At 40.7% G+C, this 14,314-nt stretch carries 16 protein-coding genes; 11 read left to right on the forward strand and 5 right to left on the reverse strand.

Going from position 1 to position 14,314, the window contains the following annotated elements; genetic code table 11:
• Position 1: 1 nt before the first annotated feature.
• The 5 genes from idi to ACK4EX_RS05115 form a co-directional block, all read right to left on the reverse strand.
• On the reverse strand, positions 2-520 hold the full coding sequence (idi, locus tag ACK4EX_RS05095) for an isopentenyl-diphosphate Delta-isomerase (protein WP_409770930.1): 519 nt from the start codon (positions 518-520) through the stop codon (positions 2-4).
• A complete protein-coding gene (locus tag ACK4EX_RS05100; RefSeq protein ID WP_409770420.1) occupies positions 521-1,357 on the reverse strand; it encodes a phytoene/squalene synthase family protein in 837 nt (278 codons plus the stop codon).
• A 26-nt stretch (positions 1,358-1,383) separates the two neighbouring features.
• On the reverse strand, positions 1,384-2,862 hold the full coding sequence (locus tag ACK4EX_RS05105; RefSeq protein ID WP_409770422.1) for a phytoene desaturase family protein: 1,479 nt from the start codon (positions 2,860-2,862) through the stop codon (positions 1,384-1,386).
• Positions 2,863-2,886: 24 nt separating this feature from the next.
• Positions 2,887-3,390: an RNA polymerase sigma factor gene (locus tag ACK4EX_RS05110; RefSeq protein WP_124398604.1), complete on the reverse strand. Its 504-nt coding sequence runs from the start codon at positions 3,388-3,390 to the stop codon at positions 2,887-2,889.
• Between the two features lie 239 nt (positions 3,391-3,629).
• On the reverse strand, positions 3,630-4,517 hold the full coding sequence (locus tag ACK4EX_RS05115) for a MerR family transcriptional regulator (RefSeq protein ID WP_409770426.1): 888 nt from the start codon (positions 4,515-4,517) through the stop codon (positions 3,630-3,632).
• A gap of 261 nt (positions 4,518-4,778) precedes the next feature.
• Here ACK4EX_RS05115 and ACK4EX_RS05120 point away from each other — a divergent pair, with 261 nt between their 5' ends.
• From ACK4EX_RS05120 to ACK4EX_RS05170, 11 genes are all read left to right on the forward strand, one after another.
• Positions 4,779-6,200, forward strand: a complete 1,422-nt coding sequence (locus tag ACK4EX_RS05120) for an MBL fold metallo-hydrolase (protein ID WP_409770429.1) — start codon at positions 4,779-4,781, stop codon at positions 6,198-6,200.
• A gap of 136 nt (positions 6,201-6,336) precedes the next feature.
• Positions 6,337-7,740, forward strand: coding sequence for an MBL fold metallo-hydrolase (locus tag ACK4EX_RS05125; protein WP_277028455.1), 1,404 nt, complete (start codon positions 6,337-6,339; stop codon positions 7,738-7,740).
• A 56-nt stretch (positions 7,741-7,796) separates the two neighbouring features.
• Positions 7,797-8,597, forward strand: coding sequence for a sulfite exporter TauE/SafE family protein (locus tag ACK4EX_RS05130; RefSeq protein WP_277028456.1), 801 nt, complete (start codon positions 7,797-7,799; stop codon positions 8,595-8,597).
• Positions 8,598-8,609: 12 nt separating this feature from the next.
• Entirely contained in the window at positions 8,610-8,897 is a 288-nt protein-coding gene (locus tag ACK4EX_RS05135; RefSeq protein ID WP_277028458.1) for a rhodanese-like domain-containing protein, read from the forward strand.
• Between the two features lie 5 nt (positions 8,898-8,902).
• The gene (locus tag ACK4EX_RS05140; protein ID WP_277028460.1) at positions 8,903-9,247 is read left to right on the forward strand and encodes a rhodanese-like domain-containing protein; all 345 of its coding nucleotides are present in this window, start codon (positions 8,903-8,905) and stop codon (positions 9,245-9,247) included.
• Between the two features lie 243 nt (positions 9,248-9,490).
• Positions 9,491-10,333, forward strand: a complete 843-nt coding sequence (locus tag ACK4EX_RS05145) for a universal stress protein (protein ID WP_409770432.1) — start codon at positions 9,491-9,493, stop codon at positions 10,331-10,333.
• 4 nt (positions 10,334-10,337) lie between these two features.
• Entirely contained in the window at positions 10,338-10,895 is a 558-nt protein-coding gene (locus ACK4EX_RS05150) for a YeeE/YedE family protein (RefSeq protein ID WP_409770933.1), read from the forward strand.
• Between the two features lie 27 nt (positions 10,896-10,922).
• Positions 10,923-11,336, forward strand: coding sequence for a DUF6691 family protein (locus ACK4EX_RS05155; protein ID WP_277028466.1), 414 nt, complete (start codon positions 10,923-10,925; stop codon positions 11,334-11,336).
• 15 nt (positions 11,337-11,351) lie between these two features.
• Complete coding sequence (locus tag ACK4EX_RS05160; RefSeq protein ID WP_277028468.1) at positions 11,352-12,377, forward strand: c-type cytochrome; 1,026 nt, start codon at positions 11,352-11,354, stop codon at positions 12,375-12,377.
• Between the two features lie 33 nt (positions 12,378-12,410).
• On the forward strand, positions 12,411-12,842 hold the full coding sequence (locus tag ACK4EX_RS05165) for a DsrE family protein (RefSeq protein WP_277028469.1): 432 nt from the start codon (positions 12,411-12,413) through the stop codon (positions 12,840-12,842).
• A gap of 28 nt (positions 12,843-12,870) precedes the next feature.
• The gene (locus tag ACK4EX_RS05170; protein ID WP_409770436.1) at positions 12,871-14,295 is read left to right on the forward strand and encodes an OprD family outer membrane porin; all 1,425 of its coding nucleotides are present in this window, start codon (positions 12,871-12,873) and stop codon (positions 14,293-14,295) included.
• Positions 14,296-14,314: the final 19 nt, after the last annotated feature.

Consider the following 14,314-nt stretch of genomic DNA (forward strand, 5'->3'; position numbering starts at 1 on the left):
GTCAATCTTTTACGTGGGAATAAAAACGGTCGAAGATGATTTTGAACCACTCGGTGTAGTTATCTGGATTTTCCTGTAAATCGCGTTTTACCTCATCGAGTGGCATCCATTTGTATTCTGCTACCTCTTTGGTATTTATTTCCGGGTTTCCGTTAAAATACCCCACAAAAACATGATCGAATTCATGCTCGGTTAGCCCATCGGAGAAATCTGCTCTGTAGACGAAGTCTAATACCTTTTCCAGAGTACAATCAAATCCCATTTCTTCTTGCAGACGACGGTGGGCAGCAGCCTCAACATCTTCATCTTTTCGCGGATGGCTGCAACACGTATTGGTCCACAGTCCTCCGCTGTGATATTTGTCTAATGCTCTGCGTTGTAGCAGCAATTCTTTTTTATCGTTGAGCACAAAGACACTGAAAGCTCGATGTAGCAGGCCTTTCTGATGTGCTTCCATCTTCTCCATCAGTCCTAGCTCACGGTCGTGAGCATCGACCAGGATAACGTGTTCAGTCATGATTTACAAGAGATTAAGAGCGTGTTTTATATATGATTTAAAGAGTAAACGGATTTTTTTGTTGTTCGGTATGCGAATTCTTTTGTTGAGAATTTCAGCGGGAGGCAAGTTTTTAATTCTTTGAAACAGCTGGTAATAGTACACGTAAGCGACATAAACTCCCAGTCTGCTCGACTTGGGCAGCCTTCTAATGCCTTCAAAGCCAAGGGCAAAATCAATTTCGATGTCTTTTTCAATGGCTTGCTTGGTTTCGTAGTCAAACTGGCGCATATCTACGCCCGGAAAATACACTCTGCCAAGCTGAAAGTAGTCAGCATTTAAATCGCGCAAGAAGTTGATTTTCTGAAAAGCACTGCCGAGCTTCATAGCGTAATACTTCAGTTCTTCATATGCTTTTTGATCGCCCTCTACAAAAACTTTCAAGCACATCAGCCCAACTACTTCGGCCGATCCCAATATGTAGCGCTCATATTGTTTTTTGGTGTACGTGTGCTTGTAGAGGTCCATCTCCATACTTTGGAGAAACGTTTCGATCAAATCGAGATCGATGTTGTATTTATTCACAACCTTTTGAAAGCTGTGAAGCACCGGATTTAGACTTATACCCTCATGTATGGCACGATAGGTATCTTCTTTAAAACGCATGAGCAGCGACTCTTTGTCGTAGTCGTGAAAGGTATCGACAATCTCATCTGCAAATCGCACAAAGCCATAAATTGCATAGATGGCGTCGTGAAATTTTTTGTCTAGAAAATAAATGCCCAACGAGAAGGAAGTAGAGTACTTTCGCGTGACCATTTTACTGGTCTTGAAGGCAATTTTATCAAATAGGTCTTTCATAGCAGGGTGGTATTTAAGTAGGGTTGTTAAACATAAGAAAAATTCATATCCTTCACCACTTCATTAGCCACCACCCATCCGGATATGAGTGAGGGAGGAACACCCGGCCCTGGCACTGTCAATTGCCCGGTGTAGTACAGATTGTGCAACTTTTTGTTTTTTAACGAGGGTTTTAAAATAGCCGTTTGCAGCAGTGTATTTGCCAGCCCGTACGCATTGCCTTTAAATGCGTTATAATCGTTGATAAAGTCGTTCATAGCATATGAACGCTTCACCACTACATATGGTCGTATCTCCTGGCCAATGCGTTTTTCCAGTCGATCCATAACCACGTGATAGTACTTCTCACGCATTTGTTCACTGTCTTCCAAACCAGGCGCGAGCGGAATTAAAATCGTGAGATTTTCACAACCTTCGGGTGCAGTTTTTTCAGTTTTTGAAGTTACTGAAATGTAAAACAAGGGCTCTGTCGGCCATTGGGGCTTGCCGTAAATTTCTTCTGCGTGCAGGGCAAAATCTCTGTCGAAAAACAATGTATGGTGAGGCAATCCTTCGATGCGCTTGTTCACTCCTAAGTAAAACAACAAGCTGCTCGGTGCCATCTTGCGGGTTTGCCAATATCTTTCTGAATAGTTGCGATATTTTTCGGGCAAGAGCTGTTGATCTACATGGTGATAATCGGCACCGGCCACCACCACATCTGCATCATATCTATTATTTTCCGTCAGTACAGCTTTAATTTGGTTATTGGAAATTTCAAATGATTTAACCTCTTGATTGTAAAGTATTGTGACACCCTTTTCTTCAGCCAGCGAAACGAGCGCCTTTACCACCGAATACATCCCCCCTTTTGGATACCAGGTGCCAAGTACTAAATCAGCGTAGTTCATCAGTGAGTAAAGAGCGGGAGTTTTCCATGCCCTTTCCCCCAGAAAAAGAACTGGAAATTCGAGGAGCTGTATAATGTATGGATCGTTGAAATAGCTTCGAATGTGCTTGCTTATGTTAGTAAGAAGGTCCATTTTTAACAGACCTGTTAAGACTCGCCAGTCTGCAAATTCAAAAATGCTACGACCAGGTCTGTACACTAAGTCATTAATTCCTACCTCATACTTATAGGCTGCTTCTTTGAGAAATTTGTCGAGTTTGGCCGCGCTCCCGGGCTCACGATGCTCCATCCAATTTTTAAGCTTAGTAAGATCAGCAGGCACTTCCACTTCATCGTCTTTAAAAAAGACTTTATAAGCTGGATCTAATCGATATAATTCGTAATAATCTGAGACTTTCTTGCCAAATTTTGAAAAAAAAGCTTCAAAAACGTCGGGCATCCAATACCAAGATGGCCCTAAATCAAAGATGAATCCATCTTTCTGCCATTGCCGGGCTCTGCCCCCGGGCATGTTGTTTTTTTCCAAAAGAGTAACTTCATACCCTTTGTGCGCCAAAGAGATGGCTGCCGAAAGTCCTGCAAAACCACTTCCTATTACAACTGCTTTGTCTTTCATATAGTGCGAAGCGATGAAACGTTTTTACCGGTAATCTTTTAAGCGCTCCATCATTTTCTTTCTGGCCAAGAATATTCTGCTCTTAACAGTTCCGAGAGGTATATTCATAATTTCAGCGATCTCCTCGTACTTATATCCGTTATAATACATCATAAACGTTTCTAAATAAACTCGGTCGATGTCTTCAATGCGCTTCATCAGATACTCCATATCTAAATTCTTATCAGAATATACCTCTTTATCTCTTGGTGATTGGCTTATAAAGAATTTGTTGTCTGTTTCGTCTATAAAGGTATTTTGAAATTTCTTTTTGCGGTACTGGTTTATAAAGGTATTTTTCATAATTGTGTAGAGCCAACCCTTGATGTTGGTGCCCTCCTCATATTTATCCTTGTTTTTAATTGCTTTAAAAAAAGTTTCCTGAATTAAGTCTTTGGCATCATCGATGTCCTTGGTGAGCTTCATGGCCAGCTGATGCAGGAATGAACGATGTGATGATATCAGGTTAGTAAACTCAAGAGTTGACATAGCATATTTGTTTATGTTTTTATGCAACAAAGTTAAACAAGGAATCCATTTAAACAAGACTTTTGTTTAATTTTTTTCACCATTAATTAAACAAATATTGTATTTATTTGATAATTAGTGTAATAATTATTTATATGTATGTACAATTATAATAATTTTTTGGATAGCGTAGCAGGCTGAAGGCTCTTTTTAAAAAAAAATTTCTGAAAGCCTCAGATAAAACTTGAATTCGATGACTTTTAGAAAGAATCGCAGATCGACTCTACCGTCGGATGGATGTGAAAACGCTCTTTATTTATCTGTAAATCAGATGAATTTTGTAATTGATACCCAGTAAAATGGAACCAACAATCGTTCTCACCAAACAATTCATCCAGCTTTTTAATGTAGTCTTCTACTTCTTCTGAAAAAGGATTGGAAGTAAATATTGAAATAAAAAGGCGCCTGCCTGTTTTGTCAAAAAGTTCTTTTAAGTTCTCAGCCGGTACAGATTGTCCTAGGTAAAGTACTCGATAGCCTTTTTTCTTTAGATTGTAATAAATGTAGAGCAAACTTAGTTCATGGAGCTCGTTATCAGGTAAATACAATACTACAGGCTCAGTATTGGGCTTCGGCGTAACGATCATTTGGTCGATGGCCGCGAAGAGTTTTTGCTTAATCAGGTTTGAAATAAAGTGTTCGTGAGCAATGGAAATTGAGTTTGTCTGCCACAATATGCCTATTTCGGCTATGAATTTGCCTAAAATTTGATTGAAAGTGACGTCAGGGCCAAAGGTGAAAAAGCATTGACCTAATAGTTTATCAAAGTACTCTACATCGAAGTCAATCATGGCCATTTTTAGTCCATTGATTTGAGCTTCGTATTCTCCTCTGTAGCGGGAATATTCAAGTACTAATGCTTGGATTTCTTCGTTGCTGAGTTGTGAGATTTTGCTAATCTTAATACCTTTTTTTACTAAAACACTGATATTAAGAAGCTTTTTCAAATCGCTATCTAGGTAATAGCGAATATTTGTTTCTGTCCTTTTAGGAGTAATCAGCTTGTAACGTTGCTCCCAAATCCGAATTGTATGAGCTTTAATTCCAGATAATTGTTCTAGATCTTTTATGGAATATCGATTGGTCATTTAATAAACTACACACATTAATCCGACAAAAGTAATGGTGTTTAAATTTAAACTTTTAAAGGTTAAACAATTTAAATTCATTCAAAGTAACCTCTCAAAAGTTGAAATGTTGACGAAAACAAATAATTTTCTAAAACTTCTCATCTGTCACTTTCGATACTGATAAAAGTTAGCATTTAATGTGATAATTACTACTGCCCAAGTCTTTTAAAGAACCCGAATTTTGTTTACGAAAATTTAACAATTAAAAATGGTACGACTATGGTAGTAGAACAGATTTATACCGGATGCCTCGCTCAAGGGGCATATTACATCGAAAGCGAAGGAGAAGCAGCTGTAATTGACCCACTTAGAGAAATACACCCCTACATCGAGAGAGCTGCAAAGTCGGGAGCACGAATTAAATATGTATTTGAGACCCACTATCACGCCGATTTCGTATCAGGGCACTTAGATTTAAGCAAAAAAACCGGTGCAAAGATCGTTCTCGGTCCGGTTTTGATCGAACCAGGATACGATGCTTACATTGCTAAAGATGGTGAAGAGTTCCAACTCGGTAAAGTTAAGATTCGCTTGATCCACACTCCCGGCCACACTATGGAGAGCAGCTGCTACTTGCTCATCGACGAAAATGGCAAAGAGACAGCTCTCTTCACCGGCGATACTCTATTTATAGGTGATGTAGGTCGTCCTGACCTGGCACAAAAGGTAGTTGAAGACCTCACTCCAGAGAAGCTGGCTTCGCACCTGTATGATTCCATTCACAACAAGATTCTGCCACTCCCTGATCATCTGATCGTATATCCGGCACATGGAGCCGGCAGCCCCTGTGGTAAGAAGATGAGCAAAGAAACTTCTGATACACTAGGCAATCAAAAAAAGACAAACTATGCTCTCGATCCCTCCCTGACACGCGAACAATTCATCGCGAAGCTGCTCGACGGACTTACACCTCCGCCGGGTTACTTCCCTGCAAACGTGATCATGAACGTCAAGGGCTACGAGTCTATTGACAATGTGTTTGAAAAGGCCAAGAGAGCTCTCAAACCAAAAGAATTTGAAATCGTAGCTACTGAAACTCGTCCGGTAATATTGGATACTCGCAATGCCAATGATTTTGCTAAAGGACATATCCCAAACTCAATTAATATTGGTCTCGATGGCAGCTTTGCCATCTGGGTGGGCACACTCATTCCTGATGTAACTACACCTTTGTTGCTCGTTTGTGACGAAGGCCATGAAGATGAGGCTATCACTCGCCTGGCTCGCGTTGGTTTTGACAATGTAGTTGGCTATCTAAAAGGCGGTATTGAAGCCTGGAAGAACGCGGGATTTGAAATTGACACAGTTGAACAAGTTACCGCTGAAGAACTCGCTGAACTATACGCAAAAGAAGACATCAATATAGTAGATGTGCGCAAAAACAGCGAATACAACAGCGAGCACGTAGTAGAAGCTATGGTAGCTCCGCTCGACTATATCAACGACAGCATGAAGCTGCTCAACCCTGAAAAGAAATACTACATTCACTGCGCAGGTGGCTATCGCTCTATGGCGTTTATTTCCATATTAAAGAGTAGGGGCTACGACAAACTAGTGAATGTAATCGGTGGTTTTAAGGCAATGAAAGAAACTGGAAAGTTTCGCGTAACAGATTACGTTTGCCCAACTTCCGAGTTATAATTATGTGATTTATTGAGATTTAATAAAACCACTTGCCAAAAGTGCAAGTGGTTTTTTCTATTTGTAACATAAGTACCAAAAACATGACATAAATCAGCCTGACATTTGCAATAGAAATTTTAAAACAATAAGAAGTATGTTTTTCCAGCACGTTTATGATAAAACTTTAGCACAAGCCAGCTATGTAATCGGATGTCAGGCAGCAGGCGTAGCTGCAGTAATTGATCCTCGCAGAGATGTAGACGTATATCTTGAAATTGCAAAAGCCAACAAGTTAAAGATTACCCACATCTTCGAAACACATATTCACGCCGATTTCCTTTCCGGAAGCCGTGAATTAGCACACCTAACCGGAGCTCAGATCTACCTGAGCGACGAAGGTGGAGCCGACTGGCAATATCAGTTTCCTCACATCGGGCTCAAAGATGGAGATGAGGTAATGGTAGGCAATCTGAAAATCAAAGTGATGCATACTCCAGGTCATACACCTGAGCACATCAGCTTCTTACTAACCGATACTCCTGCTAGCCCTGAGCCTGTAATGATTTTTACCGGTGACTTCGTATTCGTAGGTGATATCGGAAGACCTGACCTGCTCGAAAAAGCCGCCGGACAAACTGGTACACAACGTGCCGGAGCTGAACAAATGTTTGAATCACTTAAAAAGTTTGCAGCTCTTCCAGACTTTGTACAAGTATGGCCCGGCCATGGTGCAGGTTCAGCCTGTGGTAAAGCCCTCGGTGCAGTACCCAGCTCAACTGTAGGTTATGAGAAAATGCGCAACTGGGCATTCCGCTACATGAACGATAAAGAAGGGTTTATAAGCTATCTGTTGGCCGATCAACCCGAGCCTCCCCGCTATTTCGCAATGATGAAAAAGCTCAACAAAGTAGAAAGAGCCCTGGTAACCGAAGTTCCAAAATTTAAAAAGCTGAGCGACAGTGAATTTATGGAGGCTTTCAATCAGGGAACTCCTTTGATTGATACCCGCAATAAGGTTGATTTTGCCAAAGGCTTCATACCTGGTAGCATTAACATTCAAAACAATAACTCTCTGGCTACCTGGGCAGGTTGGTATCTTGACTATGACAAGCCTTTCATGCTGCTGGCTGCTGAAGATCAACTCGAAGATATCGCTCGCAAGCTGATGCGAATCGGCCTCGACAATGTAAAAGGATACATCGATTCTACAGAACCCTTCACAAAAAATGGAGGCAAACTGGCAACCGTTGAGTTTGTAGACAAAGAAGAATTAAAGAAACTGCTCTCTTCTAATAACATTCAAGTTGTTGACCTGCGTGGTGCCAGCGAATACAAATCAGGCCACATCAAAGGTGCTGACCATGTATTTGTAGGAACTCTTCCCAATAATCTCGAAAAAATCAAAAAAGATAAAAAGGTTATTATCCATTGCCAAGGAGGTGACAGAGCGTCAATCGGCTACTCACTGCTCACCAAATATGGATTTAACAACATCGTAAACTACTCTCCGGGCATCAACGAATGGGCTGCTGCCGGCGAAGAGTTAGTTTTTGAATAATCTAATGTTGGGTAAGGCCTATGGGCCTTACCTCTTCTTTCCTACAAACAACCACAATGGAAATCTTAGGCTATATAGCATCAATACTGATTGGAGTTTCTCTCGGCCTCATCGGCGGTGGTGGAAGTATTCTCACAGTTCCGGTTTTAGTATATCTGCTTCAAGTAGAGCCGGTGGCAGCTACCGCATATTCACTTTTCATTGTAGGTCTGACTAGTGCTATCGGTTCGTACACCTATTTCAAAAATCAACTTGTAAATGTTCGTACAGCTATAGTATTTGGTATCCCATCCATCGTAGCTGTATTCGCAACCAGGGCCTACATAGTGCCAGCTATACCGAAGGAGGTGTTTGCCATAGGCGATTTTGTTGTGACCAAAAGTCTTCTTCTAATGCTGCTCTTTGCAGTTTTAATGATTGCTGCATCCTACAGCATGATCAAAAAAGACAATCCTGGTAAACTAGGTAATGATGAAACCGGAAAACAAGATTTCAATTATCCGCTCATACTCCTCGAAGGCACAGTAGTAGGCATTCTTACAGGTATGGTGGGTGCAGGTGGTGGATTCCTCATTATACCAGCGCTTGTAGTACTCAGTAAGTTACCAATGAAAGAAGCCGTAGGTACTTCACTGGTAATAATCGCAGCTAAATCGCTCATTGGCTTCTTCGGAGAAAGTAGTGAAACACCAATGAATTGGCCACTGATACTGATGGTATCGGGTATGGCTATCGTTGGAATTCTCATTGGCAGTGCACTTTCAAAAAAGATCGACGGAAAAAAACTTAAACCTGCCTTTGGCTGGTTTGTGCTCGTCATGGGCATCTACATCATTTTAAAAGAAACAATAAAATAAATTCCTACAAATATGACAGAGACAATAAATCTCAAAGAAATCATCAACCAGGAAGGCACCCTTTTGGTAGATGTACGAAGTCCAAATGAATTTATGGAAGGTTCTGCTCGCAATGCGATCAACATTCCTGTTGATCAGATTCCATACCACCTGTCTGAATTTCAAAACAGAGAGAATATCGTGGTATTCTGCCGCTCTGGAAACCGAAGCGAAATGGCTAAGCAAATGCTCACCAGCTACGGTATTAAAAATGTGTATAATGCCGGTACATGGCAAGATGTTTTGAGAAATCAATATTGATTGCGATGAAAAAAATCATTTTCGCATCCATATTCACTTTGTTTGCAGTAGTAACTGCAATTGGTCAAATGCAGCAGGGTGAAATAGATTATCGCAAAGCACTTCTTGTTGATGTACGCACACCTCAGGAATTTGCTGAAGGCACAGCTAAAGGCGCCATTAACATTCCACTGCAGGAAATACAATCGCGTATCAATGAATTTAAAACAGATAAGCCGATTGTAGTTTTCTGCAGAAGTGGCGCCAGAAGTGCACGAGCCGAGCAAATACTAAAACAAAACGGGATCACAAACGTGATAAACGGCGGAACTTGGCTCGATGTTGATCGAAAGGTAAAAGGCCAGAAATAAACTGTAAAAAAGTTCTTTTCAAAGGATGTTTATAGATAAAAAGCCGGCTAAATGCCGGCTATTTTTTGCATAAGTTTACATTTGAAAAGATTATGAATTAATAAAGCTAATTTGCCCTTTAAAATTAATAAAATTGTTAACTTTTTTTAATAAAAGTAATATCTTAGCGAATTAGAGAAAATTATATGTCAATTATTAAAATTAAACATTAAATCGAATTATTAAACTAAATATTTCAATACAATGAAGCCAATAAAAATTCTAATTCCATCCGACTTTTCCATTCAATCAGAATATGCCTATATTCTGGTTAAAAAGTTGGAAGAAAAACTTCCGGTGGAAATTCATTTCATTCACGTACTCAATACACCGGAAACAGTTACCATTGATGATAGTGGAAAAATTACAACATGTGGCGACATAGCACCTGCCTTTGTACAAAAACAATACGACCTGGCCGTTCAAAAATTTGAAGAATTCAAAAAGCGGATCGGCGGCTATGTGCACACTCATATCCGCTCCGGCAAAATCACGGAGGGCATCATCTCTTTCGCTGAAAAAAACAACTTTGACCTGATAGCAATGGGTACCAAGGGCGTAGAAGGACTGCGAGATAAAATAGGCGGTACTGAAACACAGTTGGTAGTACGCAAATCAAAAGTACCCGTGCTCTCTTTGAGCTGCAATCGCAGTCAACTGGAAATCAAAAACATTCTGTTTGTTCACGATTTTCTGGCCGATGAAGACTTCGACATAAGTCTGATGAAGCGCATCAGAGAAGCTTTTCAGTGCAAAATTCACATGCTCCACATCCTTACATCGCATACCAAAGCTCAGGATGTAGAGAGTATAAAAGCAAAAATGGAAAGCTTCGCCAAAGAGAATCAGCTAGAAAATTATTCCGTCAATGTACTGAAAGACAAAGATGTAGAACAGGGTGTATTTCACTTCGACCAAATGAATTCCATGGATATCATCTGTATTGGTACCCACGGAAAAGGCAGCCTTTTCTACTCTAGCATTGCTGAAAAATTAGTAAATCACATGTATAAACCTTTAATAACCTTCAGACTCTATGAAAAATAGCTTTATAGACTTTATAATGAATCCATGGCCGTGGTGGTTTTCAGGTGCATTAATAGCGGCCACAATGTTTGCCCTCTTATTTTTCGGTAAACAATTTGGATTTTCATCAAACTTAAGGACAATTTGTGCTATTGCAGGCGCCGGAAAACGAGTTAAATTTTTTGACTTCGACTGGAAATCTCAAGCCTGGAATTTGATGTTCCTCACCGGATCAATCATTGGTGGCTTTGTGGCAAAAAACTTTTTAAGCTATCAGGAGCAGCCTGTAGATATTTCACCAAAAACTATCGAACGGCTGGCCGAAATGAACTTTCAGGCTCCTACAGGCATGCAGCCCTCTGAGCTAATGGACTGGAGCAATGTACTAACAATCAAGGGATTCCTAATTCTTGCCCTCGGTGGTTTCATGGTAGGATTTGGCTCGCGCTACGCTGGTGGTTGTACCTCAGGCCATGCAATTTCTGGCTTGAGCAACTTGCAACTTCCCTCACTGGTGGCCGTAATTGGCTTCTTTATCGGCGGCCTTTTAATGACGCATATCATTTTACCCATGTTGTTTTAAAAATTTTAAAAAACTTACTACCTCGCTATGAAATACCTAAAATTTTTACTTGCTGGAGTTTTCTTTGGTATCATCATGGCCAAGTCGGAGGCCATATCCTGGTACAGAATTTTTGAAATGTTTCATTTCGACGCCTTTCACATGTATGGTATCATTGGTACTGCCGTTACATTAGGAGCGACAGGCGTTTGGATCATTAAAAGGTTCAAAATCCGCGATATCGAAGGTAATCCTATTACCTTCTTTCCGAAAGATAAAACCTACAAGCGCTACATCTTTGGAGGTACCATTTTTGGACTTGGATGGGCTCTAAGCGGTGCCTGTCCGGGACCAATGGTAGTAAATATCGGTTACGGTTATTTACCTTTTATCATTGTTTTTGCCTTTGCCGTAGTTGGCACCTATTTATATGGATTTTTTCAAGACAAACTTCCTCATTAATAATTACTTATAACCATGAGCACAACAAGAGTAATTGTTTGGCTAATGGTGCTTGTCACCGTAGTAGCCTTGATCGTGGTTTGGGTCGAAAATTCAAAGGGAGATGCTTCGACCACATCCGAGGTTACCGCTACAGAACAACAGGTTCAGACTGCCACAGTTGAAGAGCTGTGGCAGGCACCTGATCCTGAAAAAATTTCAGATGAAGCACAACGCGAACTTGTTTTATACGGAAAAGATTTAATCGCACATACAGCCAAATACCTCGGACCTAACGGATCAGTGGCAAAAATTACCAACGGGATGAATTGTCAAAATTGCCATCTTGAGGCCGGCACTAAGCCTTGGGGAAATAATTACGGATCCGTGGCTTCAACCTATCCAAAATTCAGAGCCCGAAGCGGTGGCATGGAAGACATATACAAGCGCGTATCCGATTGTTTTGAAAGAAGTTTAAACGGAAAAGCACCTGATACTACTAGTCGCGAAATGCAGGCCATAAAAGCTTACATCGAATTTTTAGGAACCAACGTAAAAAAGGGTGAAAAAGCTCCCGGTTCTGGTTTAAAAGAGTTTGCAATGCTCGACAGACCTGCTGACCCCGCCCGCGGTAAAATCGTGTACGAACAGAAATGCCAGAGCTGCCATCAGGCTGATGGACAAGGTTTAAAGCATCCTGATGGAGTAGAATATCTCTATCCACCTCTTTGGGGCAAAAATTCCTACAACGATGCAGCTGGCTTATACCGCATTACCAATTTTGCTAAATACGTGAAATTCAACATGCCTCTCGGAGCAAGCCATACCATGCCAATGCTGACCGACGAAGAAGCATGGGATGTAGCGGCTTTTGTGAATTCACAGCCGCGCCCGCATAAAAAAGTGCCGAAAGACTGGCCAGACATCAGCAAAAAGCCTGTGGATCATCCCTTTGGCCCATACGCAGATACCTTTAGCGAGCAACAGCACAAATACGGACCCTGGCAACCCATCATCACTTTTTACAAAGATTTGGAAGCTATATCACAGAAAAAACAGTAATCTTTACATGACATTTGGAAAAATATTTGAAAAATGAAAAAGTTTTTGTACCCGTTTGTTCTTCTTTCGTTTTTAGTAAATCCCGCTTTTGCTCAGAAAAAGAACAAGAAAGCCGAAGAACCACTGAAAATCATTTTTCAACTAACTACTGATGATACACTGGCTCACAAAGCCTTGATGAAACAGCTCTCTAACATCACAAGTGTAGAGCCAGGAGTTCAAATTGAAGTAGTATGCCATGGACCGGGATTGACCCTACTACAAAAGTCCAAATCAACACAAAAAGCCAAAGTGACTGAATTTGCCAATAAAGGTATAGCATTTAAAGCCTGCGAATTCTCAATGTCTGAGCGCAACGTGTCAAAAGAAGATATTCTCGATGAGGCTGGATTTGTAAAAGCTGGTATAGTGCACATTGTACGCAAACAGCGCGAAGGCTGGAACTACATAAAATCTGGTTTTTAGTAGATCTTAAAAAAACTTTTTTGGATTGATGAGAATATTTCCGTTTGGGAAAGCTTTTACTTTATTACTCCTGTTTCAGACAGTTTTTGCTCAACACCAAGACATTCTCGAAAAACCAAATATCTGGAAAGGCCCGGAGAGAAATCCAAAAAATCAAAATTCACCTTTGAACGCCTTTAAAAATGGGACGATTCACGGGCATTTCCGATACTTCTACAGTCATACTGATAACAATGGACTTCTAAGTGATTATTTCGCTAAAGCCTTTGGAGGAGGTTTTAAGTACGAAAGTGCTCCTTACAAAAATTTTCAGTATGGTTTGGGAGGATTTTACATCTTTAACCTGCACTCATCACCCCTCGACCGTTTGGACTCTCTTAGCAACAAGGGGAGTCGTTACGAACTTGAACTTTTTGACATTACCGATCCGCGCAACAGACATGAAATGGATCGGTTGGAGGAATTTTACATAAAGTACAACTTCGGCAAAAAATCATCCCTAAAAGTAGGCCGTCAACTCATCAACACACCATTTATCAATCTCCAAGACGGAAGAATGCGCCCAACGGCGATACAAGGCATTTGGAGCGAAATCAATGAATTTGAAAGTTTTTCAGTAGATGCGGGTATTTTTAATTCTATTTCGCCCAGAAGTACCATTTCTGTATACAAAATTGGCGAATCCATCGGCCTGTTTCCACAAGGATTTGATGAGACTGGACATCCCAATCATTACCACGACCACGTAAAAGCTCAATACGTCGCCCTTGCCGGACTCTTATATCATCCTAAAAAATATCTTCAGATTTCCAATTGGCACATGCTCATCGACAATGTGATGTATTCCACTTTCGTTCAGGCTGATGCATTTACACCAACCCGATTTGGAAATCTCTTCAGTGCTGTGCAAGGCATCTTTCAACATGCCATAGGAAACGGTGGCAACGATGACCCACAATTCCGATATATTCCAATACATCATAAGGCAGCTACATATGGATTAAAAGCTGGTTTAGATCTTGAAAAATTTCAATTTTCGCTTAACTACAACAGAATCACGTCACAAGGCAGATATATCATGCCCAGAGAATGGGGACGCGAACCGTTCTTCACCTTCATACCTCGCGAGCGAAACGAAGGTGCCGGCGATGTTCATGCATATGCCTTAAAAATAACTTATGAACCTTCAGAATCATGGGTCATAGCTTTTCACTCGGGATATTTCGATTTACCTAACATCGACAATGTTCGACTGAACAAATACAAAATGCCCTCTTATTACCACATCAATCTCGACGTTTACCATGAGTTTAAAGGCGTTTTGGAGGGTTTAGATATGCATGTATTGATAACTTCTAAAATCAACGCTCAAGATCAATCCCTTACACCTGATCTTGAAATCAACAGGGTAAATATGTTGCTTTACAACGCTGTAATAAATTACCATTTCTAATTTTTCCTTTTAGCTATCA

It is taken from the genome of Thermaurantimonas sp. (genome assembly GCF_046299575.1).
Taxonomy (GTDB): Bacteria; Bacteroidota; Bacteroidia; order Flavobacteriales; family Schleiferiaceae; genus Thermaurantimonas.

What these genes read in the sequence shown, in the direction of transcription:
- ACK4EX_RS05135 (WP_277028458.1), top strand. Translation starts at nt 8,610, where the DNA reads ATGACAGAGACAATAAATCTCAAAGAAATCATCAACCAGGAAGGCACC.
- ACK4EX_RS05105 (WP_409770422.1), bottom strand. Translation starts at nt 2,862, where the DNA reads ATGAAAGACAAAGCAGTTGTAATAGGAAGTGGTTTTGCAGGACTTTCG.
- ACK4EX_RS05110 (WP_124398604.1), bottom strand. Translation starts at nt 3,390, where the DNA reads ATGTCAACTCTTGAGTTTACTAACCTGATATCATCACATCGTTCATTC.
- ACK4EX_RS05145 (WP_409770432.1), top strand. Translation starts at nt 9,491, where the DNA reads ATGAAGCCAATAAAAATTCTAATTCCATCCGACTTTTCCATTCAATCA.
- ACK4EX_RS05140 (WP_277028460.1), top strand. Translation starts at nt 8,903, where the DNA reads ATGAAAAAAATCATTTTCGCATCCATATTCACTTTGTTTGCAGTAGTA.
- ACK4EX_RS05155 (WP_277028466.1), top strand. Translation starts at nt 10,923, where the DNA reads ATGAAATACCTAAAATTTTTACTTGCTGGAGTTTTCTTTGGTATCATC.
- ACK4EX_RS05115 (WP_409770426.1), bottom strand. Translation starts at nt 4,517, where the DNA reads ATGACCAATCGATATTCCATAAAAGATCTAGAACAATTATCTGGAATT.
- ACK4EX_RS05130 (WP_277028456.1), top strand. Translation starts at nt 7,797, where the DNA reads ATGGAAATCTTAGGCTATATAGCATCAATACTGATTGGAGTTTCTCTC.
- ACK4EX_RS05165 (WP_277028469.1), top strand. Translation starts at nt 12,411, where the DNA reads ATGAAAAAGTTTTTGTACCCGTTTGTTCTTCTTTCGTTTTTAGTAAAT.
- ACK4EX_RS05125 (WP_277028455.1), top strand. Translation starts at nt 6,337, where the DNA reads ATGTTTTTCCAGCACGTTTATGATAAAACTTTAGCACAAGCCAGCTAT.
- ACK4EX_RS05120 (WP_409770429.1), top strand. Translation starts at nt 4,779, where the DNA reads ATGGTAGTAGAACAGATTTATACCGGATGCCTCGCTCAAGGGGCATAT.
- ACK4EX_RS05170 (WP_409770436.1), top strand. Translation starts at nt 12,871, where the DNA reads ATGAGAATATTTCCGTTTGGGAAAGCTTTTACTTTATTACTCCTGTTT.
- ACK4EX_RS05160 (WP_277028468.1), top strand. Translation starts at nt 11,352, where the DNA reads ATGAGCACAACAAGAGTAATTGTTTGGCTAATGGTGCTTGTCACCGTA.
- ACK4EX_RS05100 (WP_409770420.1), bottom strand. Translation starts at nt 1,357, where the DNA reads ATGAAAGACCTATTTGATAAAATTGCCTTCAAGACCAGTAAAATGGTC.